Annotated in this window: 24 protein-coding genes; 16 read left to right on the forward strand and 8 right to left on the reverse strand. The window is 72.8% G+C overall.

Features of this window, described 5'->3' with window-relative positions:
* The first annotated feature begins 23 nt into the window (after window positions 1-23).
* The 3 genes from hemC (at window position 24) to hemB (ending at window position 3,726) form a co-directional block, all read left to right on the forward strand.
* Window positions 24-1,031 carry a hydroxymethylbilane synthase gene (gene hemC, locus ACWDBB_RS20895; protein ID WP_392867700.1) on the forward strand — a complete coding sequence of 336 codons (1,008 nt, stop codon included), beginning with the start codon at window positions 24-26 and terminating at the stop codon, window positions 1,029-1,031.
* Window positions 1,028-2,677: a uroporphyrinogen-III synthase gene (locus ACWDBB_RS20900; protein WP_449791027.1), complete on the forward strand. Its 1,650-nt coding sequence runs from the start codon at window positions 1,028-1,030 to the stop codon at window positions 2,675-2,677. The genes hemC and ACWDBB_RS20900 overlap by 4 nt, the downstream gene beginning before the upstream one ends.
* Window positions 2,678-2,745: 68 nt before the next feature.
* Entirely contained in the window at window positions 2,746-3,726 is a 981-nt protein-coding gene (hemB, locus tag ACWDBB_RS20905) for a porphobilinogen synthase (RefSeq protein WP_449791028.1), read from the forward strand.
* 84 nt (window positions 3,727-3,810) lie between these two features.
* Here hemB and ACWDBB_RS20910 read toward each other — a convergent pair whose 3' ends face one another.
* From ACWDBB_RS20910 to ACWDBB_RS20920, 3 genes are all read right to left on the reverse strand, one after another.
* Window positions 3,811-4,080: a hypothetical protein gene (locus ACWDBB_RS20910; RefSeq protein ID WP_449791029.1), complete on the reverse strand. Its 270-nt coding sequence runs from the start codon at window positions 4,078-4,080 to the stop codon at window positions 3,811-3,813.
* Window positions 4,081-4,291: 211 nt separating this feature from the next.
* A complete protein-coding gene (locus tag ACWDBB_RS20915; RefSeq protein ID WP_449791030.1) occupies window positions 4,292-4,639 on the reverse strand; it encodes a rodlet layer protein in 348 nt (115 codons plus the stop codon).
* An 86-nt stretch (window positions 4,640-4,725) separates the two neighbouring features.
* On the reverse strand, window positions 4,726-5,070 hold the full coding sequence (locus ACWDBB_RS20920; protein ID WP_449791031.1) for a rodlet layer protein: 345 nt from the start codon (window positions 5,068-5,070) through the stop codon (window positions 4,726-4,728).
* A 299-nt stretch (window positions 5,071-5,369) separates the two neighbouring features.
* Here ACWDBB_RS20920 and ACWDBB_RS20925 point away from each other — a divergent pair, with 299 nt between their 5' ends.
* The gene (locus ACWDBB_RS20925; RefSeq protein ID WP_449791032.1) at window positions 5,370-6,032 is read left to right on the forward strand and encodes a hypothetical protein; all 663 of its coding nucleotides are present in this window, start codon (window positions 5,370-5,372) and stop codon (window positions 6,030-6,032) included.
* Between the two features lie 77 nt (window positions 6,033-6,109).
* Here ACWDBB_RS20925 and ACWDBB_RS20930 read toward each other — a convergent pair whose 3' ends face one another.
* The 3 genes from ACWDBB_RS20930 to ACWDBB_RS20940 all read right to left on the reverse strand — a co-directional run bounded on the left by ACWDBB_RS20930 (window position 6,110) and on the right by ACWDBB_RS20940 (window position 7,220).
* Entirely contained in the window at window positions 6,110-6,496 is a 387-nt protein-coding gene (locus ACWDBB_RS20930) for a hypothetical protein (protein ID WP_449791033.1), read from the reverse strand.
* A gap of 104 nt (window positions 6,497-6,600) precedes the next feature.
* Window positions 6,601-6,867 carry a chaplin gene (locus ACWDBB_RS20935; protein ID WP_449791034.1) on the reverse strand — a complete coding sequence of 89 codons (267 nt, stop codon included), beginning with the start codon at window positions 6,865-6,867 and terminating at the stop codon, window positions 6,601-6,603.
* Between the two features lie 110 nt (window positions 6,868-6,977).
* Entirely contained in the window at window positions 6,978-7,220 is a 243-nt protein-coding gene (locus ACWDBB_RS20940; protein WP_449791035.1) for a chaplin, read from the reverse strand.
* 494 nt (window positions 7,221-7,714) lie between these two features.
* On the opposite strand from ACWDBB_RS20940, the gene ACWDBB_RS20945 reads away from it, so the two are divergent.
* The 4 genes from ACWDBB_RS20945 (at window position 7,715) to ACWDBB_RS20960 (ending at window position 11,898) form a co-directional block, all read left to right on the forward strand.
* On the forward strand, window positions 7,715-7,954 hold the full coding sequence (locus ACWDBB_RS20945) for a chaplin (protein WP_449791036.1): 240 nt from the start codon (window positions 7,715-7,717) through the stop codon (window positions 7,952-7,954).
* 244 nt (window positions 7,955-8,198) lie between these two features.
* Window positions 8,199-9,872, forward strand: coding sequence for an RICIN domain-containing protein (locus ACWDBB_RS20950; RefSeq protein WP_449791037.1), 1,674 nt, complete (start codon window positions 8,199-8,201; stop codon window positions 9,870-9,872).
* A gap of 178 nt (window positions 9,873-10,050) precedes the next feature.
* Entirely contained in the window at window positions 10,051-11,343 is a 1,293-nt protein-coding gene (locus tag ACWDBB_RS20955; protein ID WP_449791038.1) for a glycosyltransferase family 39 protein, read from the forward strand.
* 63 nt (window positions 11,344-11,406) lie between these two features.
* A complete protein-coding gene (locus ACWDBB_RS20960) occupies window positions 11,407-11,898 on the forward strand; it encodes a MarR family winged helix-turn-helix transcriptional regulator (protein ID WP_449791039.1) in 492 nt (163 codons plus the stop codon).
* A 93-nt stretch (window positions 11,899-11,991) separates the two neighbouring features.
* On the opposite strand, the gene ACWDBB_RS20965 is transcribed toward ACWDBB_RS20960, so the two are convergent.
* A complete protein-coding gene (locus ACWDBB_RS20965; RefSeq protein WP_374119985.1) occupies window positions 11,992-12,474 on the reverse strand; it encodes a hypothetical protein in 483 nt (160 codons plus the stop codon).
* Between the two features lie 439 nt (window positions 12,475-12,913).
* Between ACWDBB_RS20965 and hemL the strand changes: the two genes are divergently transcribed.
* From hemL to ACWDBB_RS21000, 7 genes are all read left to right on the forward strand, one after another.
* Complete coding sequence (hemL, locus tag ACWDBB_RS20970; protein ID WP_449791040.1) at window positions 12,914-14,242, forward strand: glutamate-1-semialdehyde 2,1-aminomutase; 1,329 nt, start codon at window positions 12,914-12,916, stop codon at window positions 14,240-14,242.
* Between the two features lie 73 nt (window positions 14,243-14,315).
* Window positions 14,316-14,966, forward strand: a complete 651-nt coding sequence (locus ACWDBB_RS20975) for a histidine phosphatase family protein (protein WP_449791050.1) — start codon at window positions 14,316-14,318, stop codon at window positions 14,964-14,966.
* 142 nt (window positions 14,967-15,108) lie between these two features.
* Window positions 15,109-15,726, forward strand: a complete 618-nt coding sequence (locus tag ACWDBB_RS20980) for a TlpA family protein disulfide reductase (RefSeq protein WP_449791041.1) — start codon at window positions 15,109-15,111, stop codon at window positions 15,724-15,726.
* 2 nt (window positions 15,727-15,728) lie between these two features.
* Window positions 15,729-16,499: a cytochrome c biogenesis CcdA family protein gene (locus ACWDBB_RS20985; protein ID WP_359902907.1), complete on the forward strand. Its 771-nt coding sequence runs from the start codon at window positions 15,729-15,731 to the stop codon at window positions 16,497-16,499.
* A gap of 2 nt (window positions 16,500-16,501) precedes the next feature.
* Window positions 16,502-18,259, forward strand: coding sequence for a cytochrome c biogenesis protein ResB (resB, locus tag ACWDBB_RS20990; protein ID WP_449791042.1), 1,758 nt, complete (start codon window positions 16,502-16,504; stop codon window positions 18,257-18,259).
* A gap of 3 nt (window positions 18,260-18,262) precedes the next feature.
* On the forward strand, window positions 18,263-19,405 hold the full coding sequence (gene ccsB, locus ACWDBB_RS20995) for a c-type cytochrome biogenesis protein CcsB (RefSeq protein ID WP_449791043.1): 1,143 nt from the start codon (window positions 18,263-18,265) through the stop codon (window positions 19,403-19,405).
* Window positions 19,406-19,526: 121 nt separating this feature from the next.
* A complete protein-coding gene (locus ACWDBB_RS21000) occupies window positions 19,527-19,931 on the forward strand; it encodes a hypothetical protein (protein ID WP_449791044.1) in 405 nt (134 codons plus the stop codon).
* A 6-nt stretch (window positions 19,932-19,937) separates the two neighbouring features.
* On the opposite strand, the gene ACWDBB_RS21005 is transcribed toward ACWDBB_RS21000, so the two are convergent.
* The gene (locus ACWDBB_RS21005; RefSeq protein ID WP_449791045.1) at window positions 19,938-21,041 is read right to left on the reverse strand and encodes a ScbA/BarX family gamma-butyrolactone biosynthesis protein; all 1,104 of its coding nucleotides are present in this window, start codon (window positions 21,039-21,041) and stop codon (window positions 19,938-19,940) included.
* A 358-nt stretch (window positions 21,042-21,399) separates the two neighbouring features.
* Here ACWDBB_RS21005 and ACWDBB_RS21010 point away from each other — a divergent pair.
* Window positions 21,400-22,127, forward strand: a 728-nt coding sequence (locus ACWDBB_RS21010) for a ScbR family autoregulator-binding transcription factor (protein WP_449791046.1), incomplete at its 3' end; no start/stop codon positions are given.

The following is a 22,127-nucleotide window of genomic DNA, read 5'->3' on the forward strand; positions in this document are numbered from 1 at the left end:
AGTACCACCGGGACGATCACCTCATGAATGGTCAACCGATCACGGAGCAGCCCTCGGCCACCGCGGCCCTGCGGCTCGGCACCCGGCGCAGCGCCCTCGCCATGGCGCAGTCGGGCATGGTGGCCCGCGAGGTGACCAGGGTCACCGGGCGCCCCGTCGAGCTGGTCGAGATCACCACCTACGGCGACACCTCCCGGGAGTCGCTGGCGCAGATCGGCGGCACCGGGGTGTTCGTCTCCGCGCTGCGCGACGCGCTGCTGGAGGGCCGGATCGACTTCGCCGTGCACTCGCTCAAGGACCTGCCCACCGCCGCCCCCGAGGGCCTGGCGCTGGCCGCCGTCCCCGAGCGGGAGGACGTCCGGGACGCCCTGGTCGCGGTCGAGGGCCTGGCACTGGACGAGCTGGTGGAGAAGCTGGCCGGCGCCGGCCGTCCGGCCCGGATCGGCACCGGCTCGCCCCGCCGGATGGCGCAGCTGAACGCCTGGGCCGCCGCCCGCGGCGTCCAGCTGGAGACCGTCGCGATCCGCGGCAACGTGGACACCCGGATCGGCTTCGTGACCAACGGCGAGCTGGACGCGGTGGTGCTGGCCACGGCCGGCCTGAACCGGCTCGGCCGCAGCGCCGAGATATCCCAGCACCTCGACACCGAGGTGATGATCCCGGCTCCCGGCCAGGGCGCGCTCGCGATCGAGTGCACCGCCGCCGACACCGCGCTGACCGCCGCGCTCGCGGCGCTGGACCACGCCCCCACCCGGGTCGCCGTGGCCGCCGAGCGCGCCCTGCTGGCCACCCTGGAGGCCGGCTGCTCGGCACCGGTGGCCGCGCTGGCCACCTGGGGCCGGGAGAACGAACTGCGGCTGGACGGCGTGGTCGGCGACCCCGACGGAACCGCCCTGCTGAAGATGTCCGCCAACGGTCCGATCGTCCTCGACGAGAACGCCGAGCAGCAGGCGGCGGCCCTCGGCCGCGCGCTGGCTGACCGGCTGCTCGCCGCGGGCGCGGCCGCCCTGATGGGGGAGCGAGCCCGATGAGCCCCACCGCCGCCACCGACGCCCTGTTCCCGGCGGGACAGCCCGCCACCGGACGGTGCACCTTCCTGGGCGCGGGCCCCGGGGACCCGGGCCTGCTGACCCTGCGCGCGGTCGAGGTGCTGTCCACCGCCGACGTGCTGGTCGCGGACCCGCTGACCGCCGCCGCCGTGCGCAGCCACTGTCCGGCCGGCGTGCTGGTGCACACCCCGGTCGCCGAGGGCGCCGACTTCGACCTGGCCAAGCTGGTCGCCGAGGCCGTCCGCTCCGGCAAGCACGTGGTCCGCACCGTCGACGGCGACCCCGGTCTGGACGGCTGCGCCGCCGAGGAGATGCTCAGCTGCGCGGGCGACGGGATCCCGTTCGAGGTGATCCCGGGCGTCGCCCAGTCGGTCGGCGTCCCGGCGTACGCGGGCGTCCCGCTGCGGGCCGGCTCCGGCACCGACGTGCGCTTCGTGGACGGCGCCGCGCTGCTGGCCGGCGGCCCGGTGGACCTGGGGGTGCCGGAGACCACCCTGGTGGTCCGCACCACCCTGGGCCAGCTGCCCGCCACCGCCGCGGCCCTGGTCGCGGGCGGCCGCAAGCCGGAGTCGGCGCTGAGCGCCACGCTCTCCGGCACCACCACCCGCCAGCGGACCTTCACCTCCACGCTGTCCGGCATCGCGGCCGACCTGAAGGCCGCCCGGGTGCTGCCCTCGCCGGTCTCCGCCCCGGTCGACCCGGCCACCTCGGTGATAGCCGTGGTGGGCGAGCAGGTCGCCCACCGGGCCTCGCACTCGTGGTTCGAGACCAAGCCGCTGTTCGGCTGGAACGTCCTCGTGCCGCGCACCAAGGAGCAGGCCACCGGCCTGTCGGAGCAGCTGCGCTCGTACGGCGCGGTGCCGCAGGAGGTGCCGACCATCGCGGTCGAGCCGCCGCGCACCCCGCAGCAGATGGAGCGGGCCATCAAGGGCCTGGTCACCGGCCGCTACGAGTGGATCGCCTTCACCTCGGTGAACGCGGTGCGCGCCGTCCGGGAGAAGTTCGAGGAGTACGGCCTGGACGCCCGCGCGTTCGCCGGGATCAAGGTCGCGGCGGTCGGCGAGACCACCGCGCAGGCGCTGGTGGACTTCGGCGTGAAGCCGGACCTGGTGCCCTCCGGCGAGCAGTCCGCGGCCGGTCTGCTGGAGGACTGGCCGCCGTACGACCCGGTCTTCGACCCGATCGACCGGGTGCTGCTGCCGCGCGCCGACATCGCCACCGAGACCCTGGTGGCCGGCCTGGTCGAGCTGGGCTGGGAGGTCGACGACGTGACGGCGTACCGGACGGTGCGCGCCTCGCCGCCGCCGGCCGAGACCCGCGAGGCGATCAAGGGCGGCGGCTTCGACGCGGTGCTGTTCACCTCGTCCTCGACCGTCCGGAACCTGGTCGGCATCGCGGGCAAGCCGCACAACGTCACCGTCATCGCCTGCATCGGCCCGGCCACCGCCAAGACCGCCGAGGAGCACGGCCTGCGGGTCGACGTGATGGCCCCGGCGCCGTCGGCGGCCGCGCTGGCCCAGGCGCTGGCAGACTTCGGGGCCAAGCGGCGCGACACCGCGACGGCCGCCGGTGAGCCGGTCTACCGGCCCAGCGAGCGCCGTCCCGGCTCCCGCCGCAAGGCCCGCTGACATCCCTCACAACCGGGGGCGGCCGACCGTCGCCCCCGGTACTGCACAACCGTTCGGAGAGAGAAGCCGTGTCCGCTGAATTCCCGTACGTACGCCCGCGCCGGCTGCGACAGAGCCCGGCGATGCGCCGCCTGGTGGCCGAGACCCGGCTGCACCCGGCGGAGCTGATCCTGCCGCTCTTCGTCCGCGAGGGCGTCAGCGAGCCCGTCCCGGTGACCTCGATGCCGGGCGTGGTCCAGCACACCCGCGACACCCTGCGCAAGGCCGCGGTGGAGGCGGCCGAGGCGGGCCTGGGCGGCCTCATGCTGTTCGGCGTCCCCGAGGTGCAGGACGCGATCGGCAGCGAGGGCACCAACCCGGACGGCATCCTCCAGCAGGCGATCCGGGACGTGGTCTCCGAGGTCGGCGACTCCCTGGTGATCATGTCGGACCTCTGCCTGGACGAGTACACCGACCACGGCCACTGCGGCGTGCTGGCCGCCGACGGCAGCGTCGACAACGACGCCACCCTGGAGCGCTACGCCGAGATGGCCCGGGTGCAGGCCGACGCCGGCGTCCACCTGGTCGGCCCGTCCGGCATGATGGACGGCCAGATCGGCGTGATCCGGCGGGCGCTGGACGAGGCCGGGCACCAGGACGTGGGCGTCCTCGCCTACACCGCCAAGTACGCCTCGGCCTTCTTCGGCCCGTTCCGTGAGGCCGTCGGCTCCTCGCTCAAGGGCGACCGCAAGGCCTACCAGCAGGACCCGGCCAACGCCCGCGAGTCGCTGCGCGAGCTGGCGCAGGACATCGCCGAGGGCGCGGACATGGTGATGGTCAAGCCGGCCATGTCCTACCTGGACATCGTGCGCCAGATCGCCGACGCCTCCCCGGTGCCGGTCTCCGCGTACCAGGTGTCCGGCGAGTACGCGATGGTCGAGGCGGCCGCCGCGAACGGCTGGATCGACCGGGATCGGATGATCATGGAGACGCTCACCTCGATCCGCCGCGCGGGCGCCGAGCAGATCCTCACCTACTGGGCCCTCGAAGCCGCCGCGATGCTGAAGTAGCGGACCGCGTACGACGGAAGGCCGGGCCGCCCCCGTGGGGGAGCGGCCCGGCCTTCCGGGTCTCCGGCCGGATGCCGGCGTCGCCTAGATGCCGACGTCTCCGGCGTGCGCGAAGCCGACGCCGCCGCCGACCAGGTCGGTCGCGGTGGCGGCGCCGCCACCGAAGCCCCCGGCGGCGGTGTCCCCGGCGTGGGCGAGGCCGAAGGCCTCTCCGGCCAGGAACGGCTGGTCGGCGGAGGCGACGAACTCGCCGCCGCCGGCGACGCCGACGTGGGCGAAGGCCGGGGTGGCGGCACCCGCGAGCGCCAGAGCGGCGGCGGCGGTCAGGGCGGCCTTGGCCAGCTTGCTCTTCATGGAACTGCCCTCTCTCTCGAAGCGCCCCGCGGGCGCTCTGACACGTGATCACAACCGGCGGTCCTGATCGGCGATCTACGCGCCGGACCGGACCGCGCTCACCCGTCCGGACCGCGCTGCCGCGCGGCCGGCCGGACACCTCGTCCGCACAGCCCGGAGGGCCCGGGGAGGTGTTCCTCCCCGGGCCCTCCGACCGTGCTGTGCCCCTTGATCAGCCGATCAGGTGCGAGACACCGCCGTCGCCCGAGGACTGGGTGTTCTGGCCGACGTCGCAGATCTGCTTCGGCTGGTTGTTCAGGATCGGGACCTCGATCGGCACCGCGACGCCGACGAGGGCGGCGACGGCCACGTTGTGGATCTCCGGCAGGCAGATGTTCGGGTTGTCCAGAACGTGGTTGTTCGGGCTGCCGTTGCCCATGGTGCCGGTGTGGTTGGTGCCGCCGTTGCCCTGGACGGAGGTGGCGGAGCCGTCCGAGTCGACGATGGCGGAGGCCGAGCCCGCGGACATCGCGAGCGCGGCGGCGGCCAGGCCGGCCGCGGTGAGGGTCTTCTTGATCATTTCCGGTTTTCCTCTCGAGGTGAATCGGGGAGCGATTCGTGGGGTGGATCAGAGGGGTGGTACAGGGAGAGCAGAGCGGGGAGCCGTCAGCCGATCAGGTGGGACACGCCGCCGTCGCCCTGGCTCTGGGTGCCCTGGCCGATGGTGCAGTACTGCTTGCCACCGGTGTTGGCGACCGGGACCTCGACCGGGACGGCCAGACCGGCCACGGCGACCGCGATGTTGTGGATCTCCGGCAGGCAGATGTTCGGGTTGTCCAGGAAGTGGAAGTTCGGGCTGTTGTTCCCGACCGTGCCGGTGAAGTTGGTGCCGCCGTTGCCCTCGATCGAGGCGGCGGCGCCGTCCGCGTCACCGATGGCGTAGGCCGGCGCGGCGGCACCGGCCAGCGCGGCGACGGCCAGGCCGGCGGCGGCGAAGGACTTCTGGATCATGGCGAGATCCCTCTCTGAAATGCTCTTTGGATTCCGTGCGTACAACGCTGAGAACGCTCAGACCCGGTCTGCAGTCACTGACGTCCAGATCAAAGAACGACGGCACGGAAGGTTACGGGGATTCTTGAAAAGAGTCCCGGAGGCGCGGCGGTGACGGGAATCCGGTCGGATTATTAACCCGAACCGGTTAACCGGTGCAATCCGTGCTCCCGCTCACTCGTTGAGCAGATCGATTTCCGGCTGCGACTCCCGCAGCCCTTCCAGTGATCTCCAGTACGGACAGCAGAACGGTGAAAAGCATGAAGTTCTCCAAGCGGGCCGGCGCGATGCTGCTGGCGGTCGGTGCCGGTGTGCTCGCCTCCCAGGGAGCGGCTTCCGCCGCCCCCGCCGGTCTCGACCAGGTCGGCGCGCTGGAGGACGCGCTGGCCACCCAGCAGGTCCCGGCCGACGTCCCGCTCGCCCCGCTGGGCAGCCACCTCACGGCCGGCATCCCGACCTCGCTGCTGATGCCGCCGGTGCCCGGGCCGACCACCAGCACCGGCGGCGCGCTGCTTCCGGAGCAGATCGTCCCCCAGCTGAGCACCGGCAAGGTCGGCCCGAGCGCCAACGCCGAGCTGCCGCTCCCGCTGGTCGACCAGGGCGCCGACCTCGGCAAGGTGCTGCTGGACGCTCCGGCCGCGCCGCTGCACGCCAAGACCCCCGGGCTCACCCTCGGCCAGCCGCTCGCCCTCGCCCAGGACGGCGCCGGCCAGCTCGCCGACGGCCGGCTGAAGCTGGACGAGATCGACCCCCGCCTGATCTCCGGCGCGGTACAGGTGGTCCCCGGGGCCAAGGCCAGCCTGGGCGGCGAGGACAGCCGGCTCTCCCTCACCGACACGGCGGGCGCCCTGGCCGGGACCGCCACCGTGATGACCGGAGGCGTGGTGGAGCAGACCGGCCTGACCGACCTCGCCGAGTCCTGACCGGCCCGCGGGCGTACGAGAGCCCGGCACCCCGACCGCGCGGCGGGACGCCGGGCTCTCGTACGCCCGGAGGGGGCTCAGCCCGGGAGGAGGCCGGTCAGCCCGCCGACCAGCGGGAGGTCCTTGACGCCGCCGCCGGCGCTCAGCGGGCCGGTCAGCGTCCCGGTGCCGATCTCGGGCAGGCCCTGGTCCGGCTGGAGGGCCGCGCCGTTGTTGAGGAAGTCGGCCGCGGAGTTCGCCCACGGGTCCAGCCGCAGGCTCTTGATCGGCGCGATGCCGTAGCCGAGGCCGGTGGTCGTCCCGTTCAGGGCCTGGCCGACGTCGGTCTTGGTCAGCGTGGCCTGGCCGGGGGCCGCCTGGTCGGGCGCGGTGGCGGCCTGCGCCGTGCCGGCGCCGAGCAGCACCGCGGCTCCCGCGGCGGCGGCCAGGGCGGCCGCGCTCTTCTTCGAAACCATCGTGATCACCCTTCGGTGGATCGGGGAGCCCGGACGGCTGTCCGGGGACGCCGAGCTGCCCCCCGGCCGATCGGTCGGGGGGCAGGACGGCCGGAACGCGTACCGGTCGGGGATCAGCAGTCGTCCGCGGGCGGCGGCAGCTCCACGTTGGCGCAGGCGTTGCCGAAGGCCGGGTTCAGCAGGCCGACGATGTCGATGCTGTTGCCGCACAGGTTGATCGGGACGTCGAGCGGCACCTGGATCTGGTTGCCGGAGATGACACCGGGGGAGCCGGCGGCGACGCCCTCGGCGGTCGAGTTGGCGGCGGCGGAGCCGGCCACGCCGAGCACCAGGCCGGCAGCGGCGGCGGAGAGGACGGCGGCCTTCTTCATGTTCTGCATGGGGGTTGATCTCCTCGATCACACGCGGGGGGAGCGTGCCGCGCCCCGGCGCTGCGGGGCGCGGCACGGGCTCGGGTGAATCGGCGGTCGCCGGTGCGGCGACCGCGGGCTCAGCCGATGTTGGCGCACTCGTTGCCGAACGCCGGGTTCAGCAGGGCGATGATGTCGATGGTGTTGCCGCACAGGTTGATCGGCAGGTGGATCGGCACCTGGATCTGGTTGCCCGAGAGCACGCCCGGGGAGCCGGCGGCGACGCCCTCGGCGCCCGCGCTGGCGAACGCGCCACCGGCGGCACCGACCACCAGGCCACTGGCGGCCAGGGACAGGGCCGCGGCCTTCTTGATGTTGCGCATGTATTCCTCCGATTTCGGCCCGACGGAAGGGGAATGTCGGGAGCCGGGCGAGCACGAATACTCACCCGAAGGCTTCAGGGATTGCCGTGATTGTCACTCGGTCGGCGCACGTCGGCGTGTTTCGCCCATGGCTCGGGCGCGGCCGCGGCTGCGCGGTCGCATTGCCTCTCGAAACGATTCCCGCACGGCCGGGAAAGGTTCGGAGAAAGACGCGACCAGATGGAATTCCGGTCGGGCGTTCCGGCACGGGTTGCCGGACGCCGGGTTTGGGAGGCCCGCCGCGTGGGGGCCGGTGGAGACCGGGTTCCGTCAGGGAGAACGAGGCGCCGCCCGAGGGGAAACGGTCCGATCCGTCCATCACCCGAATGCCGCTGCCGGCGACGCGATTGCTCCGGATGGGTGACAGTGCGGGGCCCGTCGCAACCGGTCCCGTGGGGTCTCGTTCTAGATGTCGCACTCCCCGTGCATATCTGTCGAACAGTCAGGAGGCTCGTATGAGCATCAAGAAGACCGCCGCCGTCGGCGCGGCCGTGGTGGGCATCGTGGCCACCGGCGCCGGCACCGCGATGGCCAGCTCCGGCGCCCAGGGCGTCGCCGCCGGTTCCCCCGGTGTCGTTTCGGGCAACCAGATCCAGGTCCCGGTGCACCTCCCGGTGAACGTCTGCGGCAACACCATCGACATCGTCGGCCTGCTGAACCCGGCGTTCGGCAACAAGTGCGCGAACGTGGGCTGATCCCGCACACCCGGTTCGGCCGGTGCGAGCCGCCGTTCCGTGCTTCCCTCCTGGGGCGCGGGACGGCGGCTCTTCGCTTGCCGGGAATCCGGCGCTCCGTCAGTTCCCGGCGATGTCACGAGTCTTGTTGTGTTACTTGTCAGTTCCTAGAATGCGAGACCTGCTCACCTTTCCTGCTCCTCTCTTGCTCCGCACCGCTCGGCTCCCCGCCAGGGCGGTCCCCCCACCCCGCAAGGAGTCGCGTGTGACCAGGTCCCCACTGTCGGCGGCGCGGCGAACGCGCACGGGCGCGTCCCGGTGCGCCGCGCTGCTCGCCACCGGAGCCCTCCTCGCCACCCTCGGCCTGGCCGGCGCCCCCGCCGCCCTGGCCGACCCCGCCCCGGCCGCGCCCGCGGCCACCCGTCCGGCCGCGATCGTCGCCCTCGGCGACAGCGCCATCTCCGGAGAGGGCGCCGGCACCGACACCAACGACGGCTACTTCCCGGAGACGGACAGCCCCACCAACTACTGCCACCGCCACCCCAAGTCGGAGATCTTCGTCACCGACATCCCCGGGGTCACCCCGATCGACCTCGCCTGCTCCGGCGCCCAGACCGGCGACCTGGTGAGCGACCCGGAGCTGGCGAAGATCACCGGCCCCGGCAGCGGCGACTTCGGCGAGCCCAAGCAGGACGTCAAGCTGGCCGACACGGCGGCGAAGTACGACGTCAAGATGGTCGTCGTCACCATCGGCGCCAACGACGACTTCGACTTCAGCGGCATCATGATGCACTGCCTGGCGCGGTACTTCCCGATCCCCAAGGACCAGGGCTGCCGGGACACCATCGGCAGTGACGAGATCCGCCGTCGCGCCAAGGGCGTCCAGCCCAAGGTGGTCGCGGCGCTCCAGAACATCCGTCAGACCATGCGCAGGGCCGGCTACGCCGACTCCTCGTACCAGCTGGTCTACCAGTCGTACTTCAACCCGATCACCCCGGACATCCGGCGCAACGACTACGTCGGCAAAGTCGCCGACGGCTGCCCGGCCTTCCCCGAGGACCTCGCCTGGGGCCACAACTGGGTGGTGCCGACCCTCAGCGACGCGCTGCGTGGCGCGGCCGAGCAGGTGCCCGGCGTCCGCTACCTGGACCAGCGGCGGGTCGCCTTCGGGCACGAGGTCTGCGCGGAGTGGACGAGCTCCCCGTACGAGTACACCAACGGGGACGTCATCAACCTCTCCGAGTGGGTGCGCAACGGCTGCGACTCGCAGATCGGCATCCCCGGGCTGTGCATGAACATGGTCCGCCAGTCGTACCACCTGCGGGTGGCCGGCTACCGCGGTGAGGGCGTCTGCCTCGGCCAGTTCTACTCCCGGCCCGAGCTGGCGCAGGCGTACTGCACGCTCAACCAGCAGAACGCCACCTCGATCCAGCCGCTCAGTCCGGGCCGGCCGTTCGGCGACGTTCCCGAGGACGGCTCCTGGTACCAGCTGACCAACGCGGCCACCGGCAACGCGCTCGACCTCACCGGCGGCGGCAGCTACGGCGACTCCACCAACGGGCGGGCCGCGATCAGCTACCCGGCCACCGGCGGGCTCAACCAGTCCTTCGTCCTGGAGGCCAAGGCCGGCGGCAGCTACGAGGTCGACTTCAGCGGCAACCGCGACATGTGCCTGGACGCCAACGCCGCCTCCACCGCCCCCGGCACCCGGATCCAGCAGTGGAGCTGCAACGGTGGCGGCAACCAGCGCTGGGTGTTCAAGCCGGCCGGCGACGGCCGCTACAAGATCGCCGACTCCCAGGACCAGAGCAAGGTCCTGGCCGTCGGCAGCACCCTCGACGCCAAGGGCAACCCCTACGTCGAGCTCGCCACCGACACCGGCGCCGCCGGCCAGCTCTGGCAGCTCACCAAGCTCGGCATCGTCTACGTCCACGGCTGATCCAACCGGGGATCCTTCGGGCCGCCGCCGTCCCCGCCCGGGGCGGCGGCGGCCTCGTTCCCGCCCGGGTCCGGGGCGCCAGGGGGTTCCCGGTTCGGAGGCGTGCCGTAGGCTCACGGGAAAATCGTTGCGCCGGAGCCGCGCGGACCACGAGCGGGGCGGGGAGTACCCAGACCAGATGAGCACGGCATCGAGCACCGAGTCGTCCAGCACCCAGCCCGACGTGCCCGAGACGGCGTCCGAGACGGCGCGCGCGGAGGCCTCCGAGGAGCGCGCGGGCCGGGCGCCCGGGCGGTTCGGGGCACTGGTGGACCGCTTCGCGCCCGCGCTGGGCGCGTACGCGGTGGTCAAGGCCATCGGCCTGACCGTCTTCATGCTGCTGCTCTCGCACACCGGCGACTACCTGAAGAAGCAGCCGGGCCGCGGCGGCGGCGCCAACGCCTGGGACGTCCTGGGCACCTGGGACGGCGTCTGGTACCAGCGGATCGCCGAGAACGGGTACGACCCGCAGCTGATCCCGCTGCACGGCTTCCCGCTGGCCACCTACTACGAGAACTCCGCCGCCTTCTTCCCGCTCTACCCCTGGCTGATGCGGCTGGTCGGAGCCGTCACCGGGCTCGGCCCGTACGGCTCCGGGATCGTGGTCTCGGTGCTCGCCTCACTGGTGGCCGCGGCCGGGATCTTCGCGGTCGCCGAGCGGCTCGGCGGCCGCCGGGCGGGCGTGATCGCCGCGGTGCTCTGGGGCCTGTTCCCGGGCTCCGGCGTGGAGTGGGCGGTCTACTCGGACTCGCTGTTCGTGGCGCTGTCCGCCTGGGCCTGCTACTGCGTGATGACCCGCCGCTGGCTCGCGGCCGGCCTGCTGGCGCTGGCGGCGGGCCTCAACCGGCCGACCGCCGCCGCGCTGATCGCCGCCGTCTCGATCGCCGCGCTGGTCGCGCTGGTCCGCCGCACCGACGGGGTGGCCCGCCCGCTGACCGCGATGCTGATCACCCCCTGGGGCCTGATCGGCTACATCGCCTGGGTCGGCTGGCGGATGGGCGACTGGGGCGGCTACTTCAAGCTCCAGCAGGGCGCCTGGAACCGCTACTTCGACGGCGGTGCCTCCACCCTGCGCACGATCATGGACGTGATCACCGGCCACTGGACCTTCTGGCAGTCCAACCCCGTCCCGGACCTGATCGCGATCGCCCTGCTGATGGCCCTGCCCGGACTGCTGGTGCTGCTCTGGCGCACCCGGCCGCCGCTGGTGCTGTGGGTCTACACCGCGCTCACCATCGCCACCGCGCTGAGCAGCAACCAGATCTTCGGCAACATCTCCCGCTACCTGCTGCCCGCCTTCCCGCTCTGCATCGGCCTGGCGGTGGCGCTGCGCCGGGTGCGGACCTCCTCGCTGGCCGGGCTGCTCGCGATGCCGGTCCTCGCGGCGGGCTGGTACGCCGGGTATGCGCTGTTCGAGTTGGGCATCCCGTAGACCCGGCGTTGGTTGGCAACGGGATCATCCGGCAGCAGACGGGCCGTTGCTAACCTCGGACGCATGACGACGACCCCGCCGCCCGTGCGCCAGATCCGCGACATCTCCGGGCTGATGGACCACGCGAGCCACGTGCTGGCCACCCGGATGGCGGCCGCCTTCACCGAGCTCGGGATCACCCCGCGCGCCTACTGCGTGCTGTTCCACGCGCGGGAGGCCGAGCGCACCCAGATCCAGCTGGCCGAGCTGGCGGACCTGGACAAGACGACCATGGTGGTCACCGTCGACGAGCTGGAGAAGGCGGGCCTGGCCGAGCGCCGCCCGTCCGCGACCGACCGGCGGGCCCGGATCGTGTCCGTCACCGAGGCGGGCGAGCGGGCCGTGGCGCGGGGCACCGCGATCGCCGACCGGGTGCACCGCGAGCTGCTGGAGTCGCTGCCGGAGTCCGAGCGCGAGGTGTTCGTCTCGGCCCTGGCCCACCTGGTGGACGGCCACCTCGCGGAGCCGGTCGAGGTCGAGCGCACCGTCCGCCGCGCCCGCCGCGCCCGGGGGTAGGCCCCCGGGCGGCGCCTTCCGGGCGTCAGAACTGGCGATCGGTCAACTCGCCCGGCCGCGACCCGTGTTCGAGCGGCGGATCGAGACGGGGCGTCACGGCCAGACCAGGCAGTACAGCTGGTGCCCGGCCTCGTGCAGCCGGTTGGCGAAGTCCTGCCACTCGTGCAGCATGCTGTAGATCACGAAGGCGTCCCGCGGCCCGCGCCGGTCCGGCACGGTGGACCAGATGAAGGCGGCGGCGCCGAGTTCGGTCTCGTCGGCCTTGCGCAGCGGTTCGACGACGTTGTGGGGGAGCTGGACGACGGCGTAGTCGGGGTGCAGCACGACCAGCTCCAGCGGCGGCACCTGGTGCAGCGGGACGCCCTGGATACCGGTGAGCACCATGGCGCTCATCGTCTCCGGCTTGATCTTGGTGGAGAGGTGGCCGGTGGGGGAGCCGCTGGTCTCCATCAGGTCGCCGAGCCGCCCCAGCGCGCCGAGTTCGCCGGCGTCCAGGCCGAGCCCGCCCGGGCCGAGGGCGGTGGGAACCCTGGCGGCGGTCGCGCGGTCCGGGGCTCCGAAGTACTTGTAGGTCACCCCCACGCGTCCCTCGCTCCGCCTCTCACCCCCGCGCCGACCGCGACCCGTACCCGCTCCCGTACCCCCGCGTGCGGCCTCGGCGGGCCGTCGGGAGCCCCCCGCGGCCTCGTCGTAGCCGTCCTGCGCCTCGGACACTCGGACCATCCTCACCGGAATTCGCCGGAATCGACAGACCCCCGCACATCCGGCGCCCACCGGACGTGCTCCTTACCCGTCATGCGCCGCCGTACCCATTCGCGGTACGCGGCAGTCCTCTCCACACCCCTGCACACAAACCGGAGCCCCTGCGCACTCTGTGTACACAGTCTGACTGGTCCCCGGTCCGGTGCAGTCAGCGGCCCCTGCTGTACGGACAACCGTACAGACAACGGTGCCCGGATCATCGTTCCAGATGATCGGGTCGGACATGCAGAGCGCGAGGACACGATTTGAGACCATGTCTTTTGTGAGCTACCCCTACGAAGCCCCCCAGTCCCAGTCGCTGTTCGACCGCGCCTCCGTCGTGACGCCCGGCGGCGTCAACTCCCCGGTGCGCGCCTTCCGCGCGGTCGGCGGCACGCCGCGCTTCATGGTGTCCGGTACCGGCCCCTACCTCACCGACGCCGACGGCCGCGAGTACGTCGACCTGGTGTGCTCGTGGGGTCCGATGATCCTCGGCCACGCGCACCCCGCGGTGGTCGACGCCGTCCAGCGGGCCGTCTCCAAGGGCACCTCCTTCGGCACCCCCGGCCAGGGCGAGGTCGAGCTGGCCGAGGAGATCGTCGCCCGGGTCGCCCCGGTCGAGCAGGTCCGGCTGGTCTCCTCCGGCACCGAGGCCACCATGTCCGCGATCCGGCTGGCCCGCGGCTTCACCGGCCGGGCGAAGGTGGTCAAGTTCGCCGGCTGCTACCACGGCCACGTGGACGCGCTGCTGGCCGCCGCCGGTTCCGGCGTCGCCACCTTCGGCCTGCCGGACACCCCGGGCGTCACCGGCGCCCAGGCCGGCGACACCATCGTGCTGCCCTACAACGACCTCGCCGCCGTCGAGCGGGCCTTCGCCGCCCACCCGGGCGAGATCGCCTGTGTGATCACCGAGGCCTCGCCCGGCAACATGGGCGTCGTCCCGCCGCTGCCCGGCTTCAACGGCGGCCTGGCCCGGCTCTGCCGGGAGAACGGCGCGCTGTTCATCTCCGACGAGGTGATGACCGGCTTCCGCGTCTCCAGGGCCGGCTGGTACGGCCTGGAGGCGGCGAACGAGGGCTGGGCGCCGGACCTGCTGACCTTCGGCAAGGTCATGGGCGGCGGCTTCCCGGCCGCGGCCTTCGGCGGCCGCGCGGACGTGATGGCGCACCTGGCCCCGGCCGGCCCGGTCTACCAGGCGGGCACCCTGTCCGGGAACCCGATCGCCACCGCGGCCGGCCTGGCCCAGCTGCGCGGCTGCACCGACGAGGTGTACGCGACGGTGGACAAGGTCGCCGCCGAGGTCTCCGGCCTGGTCGCCGACGCGCTCACCAAGGAGGGCGTGGCGCACCGGCTGCAGACCGCCGGGAACATGTTCTCGGTGTTCTTCACCGAGGCCGCCGTCACCGACTACGACGAGGCGAAGACCCAGGAGGCGTACCGTTTCACCGCCTTCTTCCACGCCATGCTGGCCGAGGGCGTCTACCTGCCGCCGTCCGCCTTCGAGTCCTGGTTCGTCTCGGCGTCCCACGACGAGCGGGCGATCGAGCGGATCGCCGCCGCCCTGCCGGCCGCCGCGCGCGCCGCTGCCGCCGCCACGGCCTGACCGCCGCGGCCCTAACCCGATTCCCAGGAGTAGTCGAGAAGTGAGCGCCAAAGAGATCACCGTCGTCCACGTGATGCGGCACGGCGAGGTGCACAACCCGGAGGGCGTCCTGTACGGGCGCCTGCCGGACTACCACCTGTCCGAGCTGGGCCGGAAGATGGCCGAGCGGGTCGCCGAGGACCTGGCCGACCGGGACGTCACCCACGTGGTGGCCTCCCCGCTGGAGCGGGCCCAGGAGACCGCCGCGCCGATCGCCGAGGCGCACGGCCTGGCCGTCGCGGTGGACGAGCGGCTGATCGAGGCGGAGAACGTCTTCGAGGGCAAGACCTTCGGGGTCGGCGACGGTTCGCTGCGGAACCCGGGCTACTGGAAGTACCTCACCAACCCGTTCAAGCCCTCCTGGGGCGAGCCGTACCTCGACCAGGTGGTGCGGATGATGGGTGCGCTCGGCGCCGCCCGGGACGCCGCCCGCGGGCACGAGGCGGTCTGCGTCAGCCACCAGCTGCCGATCTGGATCCTGCGCTCCTTCGTCGAGCGCCGCCGGCTGTGGCACGACCCGCGCAACCGGCAGTGCTCGCTGGCCTCGCTGACCAGCTTCACCTTCGAGGGCGACAGGATCGTCTCGGTCGGCTACCGCGAGCCGGCCCGCGACCTGCTGCCCGCGCACCTGGTGGGCAAGGGCCGCAAGGGCGACAAGCCGGTGGGCAAGAGCTTCGGCGCCTAGCCTCCGTAAGCGGCGTGTAAGTATGACTTCGGGTCACCTGGCGAACGCCGGGTGACCCGATTTCGTCGCAGGTCAGAGGGGGTGCGACGCGCAAGGCAGGACCCCGGCGAACCCGCCCGGAACTCCATGCGAAACTTTTCACATGTCTGCCATGACGCGCCCCCGTCCCCGTGTCGCCGCAGCAGCCGCCGCCACCGTCGCCGCCGCTGCGCTCGCCCTCACCGGCTGTGCCTCCTCGGGCTCGTCGGGCAGCGGCGAGGGCCAGGTCGGCTTCGTCACGGTCAAGGGCACCAACCTGTCGAAGGCGGAGGCGGGCAAGCGCGGGGACGCGCCGGACATCACGGGGGAGACCCTGGAGGGCACCGCGGCCAAGCTCTCCGACTACCGGGGCAAGGTCGTCGTGCTGAACGTCTGGGGCTCCTGGTGCGGCCCGTGCCGGGCCGAGGCCAAGAGCCTCCAGGCCGTCTCGGAGAAGTACAAGGACCAGGGCGTCCAGTTCCTCGGCATCAACACCCGGGACACCGAGAAGCAGAACGCCCTCCGCTTCGAGCAGGAGCAGGGCGTCACCTACCCGAGCCTGTTCGACCCGGCCGGCACCCAGCTGCTCAAGTTCCCCAAGGGCAGCCTCAACCCCCAGTCCATCCCGACCACCCTGGTCGTCGACCGGGACGGCAAGCTGGCCGCCCGCGCCGTCGGCGGCACCACCGAGGACGCGCTGGAGTCGATCCTCCAGCCGGTGGTCGCGGAGCAGAAGCAGTGAGCCTGCCGCCGCTGCACCTCGCCGACGCCACCTCGACCGTCCAGAGCGGCGCGCTGCTGGCCGCCGCCCCGGTCGCGCTGGTGGCGGGGCTGGCGTCGTTCTTCTCGCCGTGCGTGCTGCCGCTGGTCCCGGGCTACCTGTCGTACGTGACCGGTTTCTCCGCCGCCGACCTCGCGGACGCCCGCGGCTCGCGTCGCGGCCGGATGCTGCTCGGCGTCGTGCTGTTCATCCTCGGCTTCACCGCGGTGTTCGTCTCCACCGGCGCCCTGTTCGGCTACTTCGGCCAGGAGCTCCAGGACTACAAGCGGATCATCAGCATCGTGTTGGGCTCGCTCACCGTGGTGATGGGCCTGGCGTTCATGGGCCTGGTGCCCGGGCTGAGCATGCGCGAGGTCCGCTCGCACCGCCGTCCGGCCGTCGGCCTGCTGGGCGCCCCGATGCTCGGGGTGGTCTTCGGCGTCGGCTGGACCCCGTGCATGGGCCCGACCCTGACCGCCGTCCAGAACCTGGCCCTCAACCAGGCCGACGCCCAGCGTGGCGCGCTGCTGACCACCTTCTACTGCCTGGGCCTCGGCGTACCGTTCATCCTGGCCGCCGTGGCGTTCCGCCGGGCGCTGGGCGCCTTCGGCTGGGTCAAGCGGCACTACCCGCTCGTCATGAGGATCGGCGGCGGCATGCTCGTCGCGGTCGGTCTGCTGCTCGTCACCGGGATCTGGGACTCGATGATGAGCCAGCTGCAGTCCTGGACCGCCGACTTCCAGATCGGAATCTGACCGTGAGCAACACCACGACCGAGACCGAGCAGCCCCCGGCGCCGGACGACAGCGCCGCCGAGCGGCTCAGCACCGCACCGGTCGAGTCCGAGGGCCCGACCGGCATAGGGGCGTTCGGCTGGGCGCGCTGGATGTGGCGCCAGCTGACCTCGATGCGGGTCGCCCTGATCCTGCTCTTCCTGCTGTCGCTGGCCGCCATCCCCGGCTCGCTGATCCCGCAGAACGGGCAGAACCAGTTCAAGGTGCAGACCTGGAAGGCGCAGCACACCACGGTCGCGCCGATCTACGAGAAGCTCCAGCTGTTCGACGTCTACAGCTCGGTCTGGTTCTCCGCGATCTACATCCTGCTGTTCGTCTCGCTGGCCGGCTGCATCGTCCCGCGCACCTGGCAGTTCGTCGGCGTGCTGCGCGCCCAGCCGCCGGCCGCCCCGCGCAACCTGACCCGGATGCCGGTGCACGCGGCCTGGCGCACCTCGGCGGACGCCGAGAAGGTGAACGCCGCCGCGCACCGGCTGCTGCGCAAGCGCGGCTTCCGCGCCCACCTGTCCGGCGGCGCGGTGTCCGCCGAGAAGGGGTACCTGCGCGAGGTCGGCAACCTGCTGTTCCACCTGTCGCTGTTCGCGCTGCTCGGCGGCTTCGCCTGGTCCAGCCTGGCCGCCGGTACCGGCGGCAAGCTGATGATCGAGGGCGAGGGCTACTCGAACACCATCACCCAGCTCGACGACTTCACCGGCACCCGCTTCTACGGCAGCCAGGACCTCGACCCCTTCTACCTGAAGCTGAACGGCTTCACCTCGCGCTTCCAGGAGAAGGGCGACCAGATCGGCGCCGCCCGGCAGTTCACCGCGAACGTCGAGTACTACGAGGGCAGCGACGAGTCGAAGCTGAAGAAGTCGACCATCGAGGTCAACCACCCGCTGGAGGTCGGCGGCAGCAAGGTCTACCTGATCGGCCACGGCTACGCCCCGTTCGTCACCGTCAGGAACGGCAAGGGCGAGGTCGTCTACCAGGGCGCCGTCCCGTTCCTGCCGCAGGACGGCAACCTGACCTCCACCGGCGTCGTGAAGGTCTCCGACTACGGCGCGGGCCCCGACGGCAACAAGACCCAGATGGGCTTCTCCGGCTTCTTCCTGCCGACCGCCCCGCTGAGCTTCGAGGGCACCGGCCCGGTCTCGCTGTTCCCCGGCGACGCCGCCCCCGAGCTGGTGCTGAACGCCTTCGCGGGCGACCTCGGCACCGACTCCGGCCTGCCGCAGAACGTCTACCAGCTCAACACCCGCAAGCTCACCCAGCTGACCCAGGACGGCCAGCCGGCCAAGGCCAGGCTCAAGCCCGGCCAGGGCTGGACCCTGCCGGACGGCTACGGCTCGGTGACCTTCGAGGGCTACAAGCAGTGGGCCAGCTTCAACATCACGCACCGCCCGGGCAACGAGATCGCCCTGGCCGGCGGAGTGCTCGCGATCCTCGGCCTGATCGGCTCGCTGTTCATCCAGCGCCGCCGGATCTGGGTGCGGGCGGTCGCCCTGCCCGGCGGCGGCACCCAGGTGGAGCTGGCCGGCCTGGCCCGCAGCGAGTCGGCGAAGATCGCCGAGGAGCTGGCGGAGCTCGCGGTCGACCTCCAGGACGACGCCCCGGCCTCCGAGGACGAGGACGAGGACGACGCCACCGAAACGGACGTACCCGAGGAGCCCGGGGACCCCACCGCCCCGAAGGCGTCCCCGGCCCCCGCAGCCCCTGCCGACCAGAACTCCAAGGAGTAGACGGTGCAACTCGCCTCGGCGGTCGACCCACAGTTGGCCGACCTCTCCAACAAGCTGATCTATTCGGCGATGGTGGTGTACACCCTCGCCATGTTCGCCCACATGATCGAGTGGACCTTCGGCAGCAGGGGCGGCGTCGCCGTCCGCTCGAAGGAACAGGCGGGCAGCCTCGCCGAGACCGTCGCCGCGGCCGGGCAGCAGGCCGCGGACAAGGCCGCGAAGAAGGTCACGGTCACCGTGGCGGGAGCCGGCGGCGGCACCACCACGCTCACCCGCACCGCGGTCGCGGGCGAGGGCGCGACGGTGGTCACCAGCGGGCGCGGCGCCGACGAGGTGGACGGCCCGGGCGCGGCCGGCACCAACGAGAAGGCCGACCTGGCCGGCCGGATCGCCATCTCGCTCACCGTGCTCGCGGCCCTGCTGCACGTGGGTGGGATCGTCACCCGCGGCCTGTCGGTCTCCCGCTGGCCGTGGGGCAACATGTACGAGTTCTCGTGCGCGTTCGCCTTCGCCATGACGGCGGCGTACCTGGTGCTGCTGGCCGCGAAGAAGAACGTCCGCTGGCTCGGCCTGCCGGTCGTCCTCGCTGGGCTGCTGACCCTCGGCATCGCCACCACGGTGCTGTACACGGACTCCGAGCAGCTCGTCCCTGCACTGCACTCGCCGTGGCTGGCGATCCACGTCTCCACCGCGATCTTCTGCGGCGGCGCCTTCTACGCGGCGTTCATCGCGACGCTGCTGTACCTCGGCAAGGACTCCTTCGACAAGCGCATGGCGGCCGGCCTCACCACCGGTCCGCTGGGCACCTCGGCCTCGATCTGGCGCCGGCTGCCCGCCGCGTCCACCTTCGACAAGCTGTCCTACCGGATCAACGCCCTGGTCTTCCCGCTGTGGACCTTCACCATCATCGCGGGCGCGATCTGGGCCGAGGCGGCCTGGGGCAAGTACTGGGAGTGGGACCCGAAGGAGACCTGGTCGTTCATCACCTGGGTCGCCTACGCCTGCTACCTGCACGCCCGTGCGACGGCCGGCTGGAAGGGCCGCAAGGCCGCCTACCTGGCGCTGGCGGCGTTCGCCTGCTGGCTCTTCAACTACTACGGCGTGAACATCTTCGTCACCGGAAAGCACTCCTACGCGGGGATCTGACCGGGGCACACGATCACCCACCGGCCCGGCTCTCCCACAGGTAGCCGGGCCGAGGTGCGACAGGGGTAGTGCGTGCCGGCCGCCGGCCGGCGCGAGAGGGAATTGAGGAGGAAATCGCGCAATGGAGTGCGACGAGGTCATGCTGACCGTCCGAATCACCGCCGCCGAGCGCATGCTGCTCCGCAGGCTCGCCCAGGGACACCGGAGCGACGTGTCCGAGGTGGTGTCCGACGCGCTGCTGGACATCATCCCCGCGCTCAGCGCGCCGGGGGACGCCTACCGGCTGCTGGGGGCGCTGGTGGTGCCCGCGCCGTGCGCCCTGACGGTCTGGCTGCCGGCCCCGCTGGCCGACCTGCTGGTGCCCGGCGCGGCCCGGATCGCCCAGATCACCGACGTCCGGATCGAGTCCGCGAGTGCCGCCCTGGGCGCGGCGCTGCGGCTCTGGCTGGCCCAGGACCCGGCCCGGCTGGCGACCAACCTCAGCGTGATGCACGCGGGCCGGCCGGCCGCCCTGATGGCCGCCTGACGGGGGTCAGCTCGCGAGCGGCAGCCGGGTGCCGTCGAGGTCCGGAGCGGCGGGGCGGCCCTCGCAGGCGTCCCGCCGGGCCGGCGCCGTCGGGCTCTCGACCGGCCCGTCCAACGGCGCGGTGAGCAGCACGCACTCGGCCGCCGTCCGGCCGTCCTGGACCAGCAGGACCCGAACCGGCAGCCGTCCGCCCGCCCCGGAGGCCGGCTCGGGGACCGCCCGGACGAAGCAGGGCCGGTCCAGTTCGATGTGGTGCTCGAAGGAGGTCACCAGCTCGACCGGCACCACCGGCTCGGGGTGGCGCAGCCGCTGGGCGGCCTGCCGGGCGGCCTCCAGCACCAGCATCCCGGGCACGTGGTCCAGCTCCTGGTCGAACAGCACCGGGTGGGTGGCGTCGGCCCGCAGCAGCCAGGTGTCCGGGGCGAGGGTCGGGCTGAGCACCACGTCCGCGGGCTGCGCGCGGCCGACCAGCTGGGGTGCGGCCGGCGCCGGCGGCCGCGGCGGGGCGGCGCGCCGCTCAGGGCCGCGCAGCCGGGCGTACGAGGCGGGGGAGAGCACCCGCAGCCGACCGCTGCCGTGGCCGACCGGCCGGCCGTCCCGGGTGGCGTCGACGCACACCCGCAGCGAGGCCAGTTCGCCGTGCCGGATCCGGACGTCCTCGCAGCCGACGGCCAGCATCAGCGAGGCGGGGCCGGCGCCGACGGCCAGGCCCGGCAGCCCGGGCCCGTCGAGCGCGTAGGAGAGGTCCTCCAGCACGAAGTGGTGGCCGCGCGGCACCCCGAACCCGGCGTGGCCGACCAGCAGCCCCGCCTGGCGGATCGTTTCGGCCAGCAGCACCGGGTCGTGGTAGCGGTCCCCGGGCAGCCGGTAGAAGCCGTGCAGCCGGGGCCACTGGGCGCCGAGCAGGAAGTCGTACGGGCCGGTGGCCTGCCAGCCGGTGAGGAAGACCTCGGACACCGAGGCGCGGTGCACCAGGTGCCGGGAGACGGTCCGGTCGTGGAAGTCGTAGCCGGTCGCGGGGCCGTCGTGGAAGAGGTCGAAGCCGCCGCCGCTGCCCGGGCCGGGGTGGGCGCACGGGCCGAGCGGGTCCGGCTCTACGATCGATGGCATGACGGGCCCCCGCTTCAGGGTGTCGGTCGGAGCGGCCGCTACGGCCGTCCGAGCAAAACATACATACCACCCGGTTTGTGTTCGGCGACTGGGGGTGCCCGGGCCGCACTCGCCGGCCTGATCACGCTACCCGCCCCGTGGACTGGGGGAATGCCCGTTCGGAGGGTCTCGGACCATCGGTGGGGGCCCGTACCCGCTGGACGGCGGGGACGGCGAGCGCGTTGCAGGCGCTAGATTAGATACCAACCATGCGGTTTCGGAAGATGCCGTCCGCATGCGAGCGCCGCTCCCGAAGGGGCCGCGCCGACAGCTGCCGGGCGGGGCGGGGATCGCGCCCGGTCGAGTCCGGAGGGGGCCAGTGGTCAAGCAGGAACGGGCTGGGCGGACCCGGCAGGCCGTACTGCTCGCCGCCGCCGAGACCTTCGCGCGGGTGGGCTTCGAGGCCGCCAGCCTGGTCGACATCAGCCGCCGGGCCGGGGTGAGCAAGGGCGCCCTGTACTTCCACTTCGTCTCCAAGCAGGCGCTCGCCGACGGGGTGCGGCGCGCCTCCGGGCGGGAGGTCGGCTCGGCCGCGCTGCGCGCGCTGCGGGCCGACGGCCCGGCGCTCCAGGGCCTGATCGACTTCTCGCACGAGCTGGCCCGGCTGCTGCGCGAGGACGTGGTGGTGCGGGCCGGCGTCCGGCTGGGCCGCTCGGGCGCGAGCCGGGGCGGCCTCCGGGAGGGGGCGGGCGGGTCTGCTCCGGTGGCCCCCGAGGTCGCCTGGCGCGGCCTCGCCGCCGTCGTCCACCGGCTGCTGGACCGCGCCGCGGACGCCGGGGAGCTGTGCCCTGGGGTGGACCGGCGGACCGCCGCGGAACTGCTCACCGCGGTGGCGGCGGGCCAGGTGCTGCTCGCGGGCGAGGAGGCCGGCCGGCCCGGGCCGGAGGACGTGAGCCGGCTCTGGACGGCCGCGCTGCCGGCCCTGGTGCCGTCGGAACGGCGGGCGGGCTACCGCTTCTTCCACATCGACGCGCAGTCGGTCGTCCTGGCGGTGCTCACCGAGCTCGCCAAGCAGGGCAGGATCGACCGCTCGGCGCTGAAGGACGC

Source organism: Kitasatospora sp. NPDC001095 (assembly GCF_053598615.1).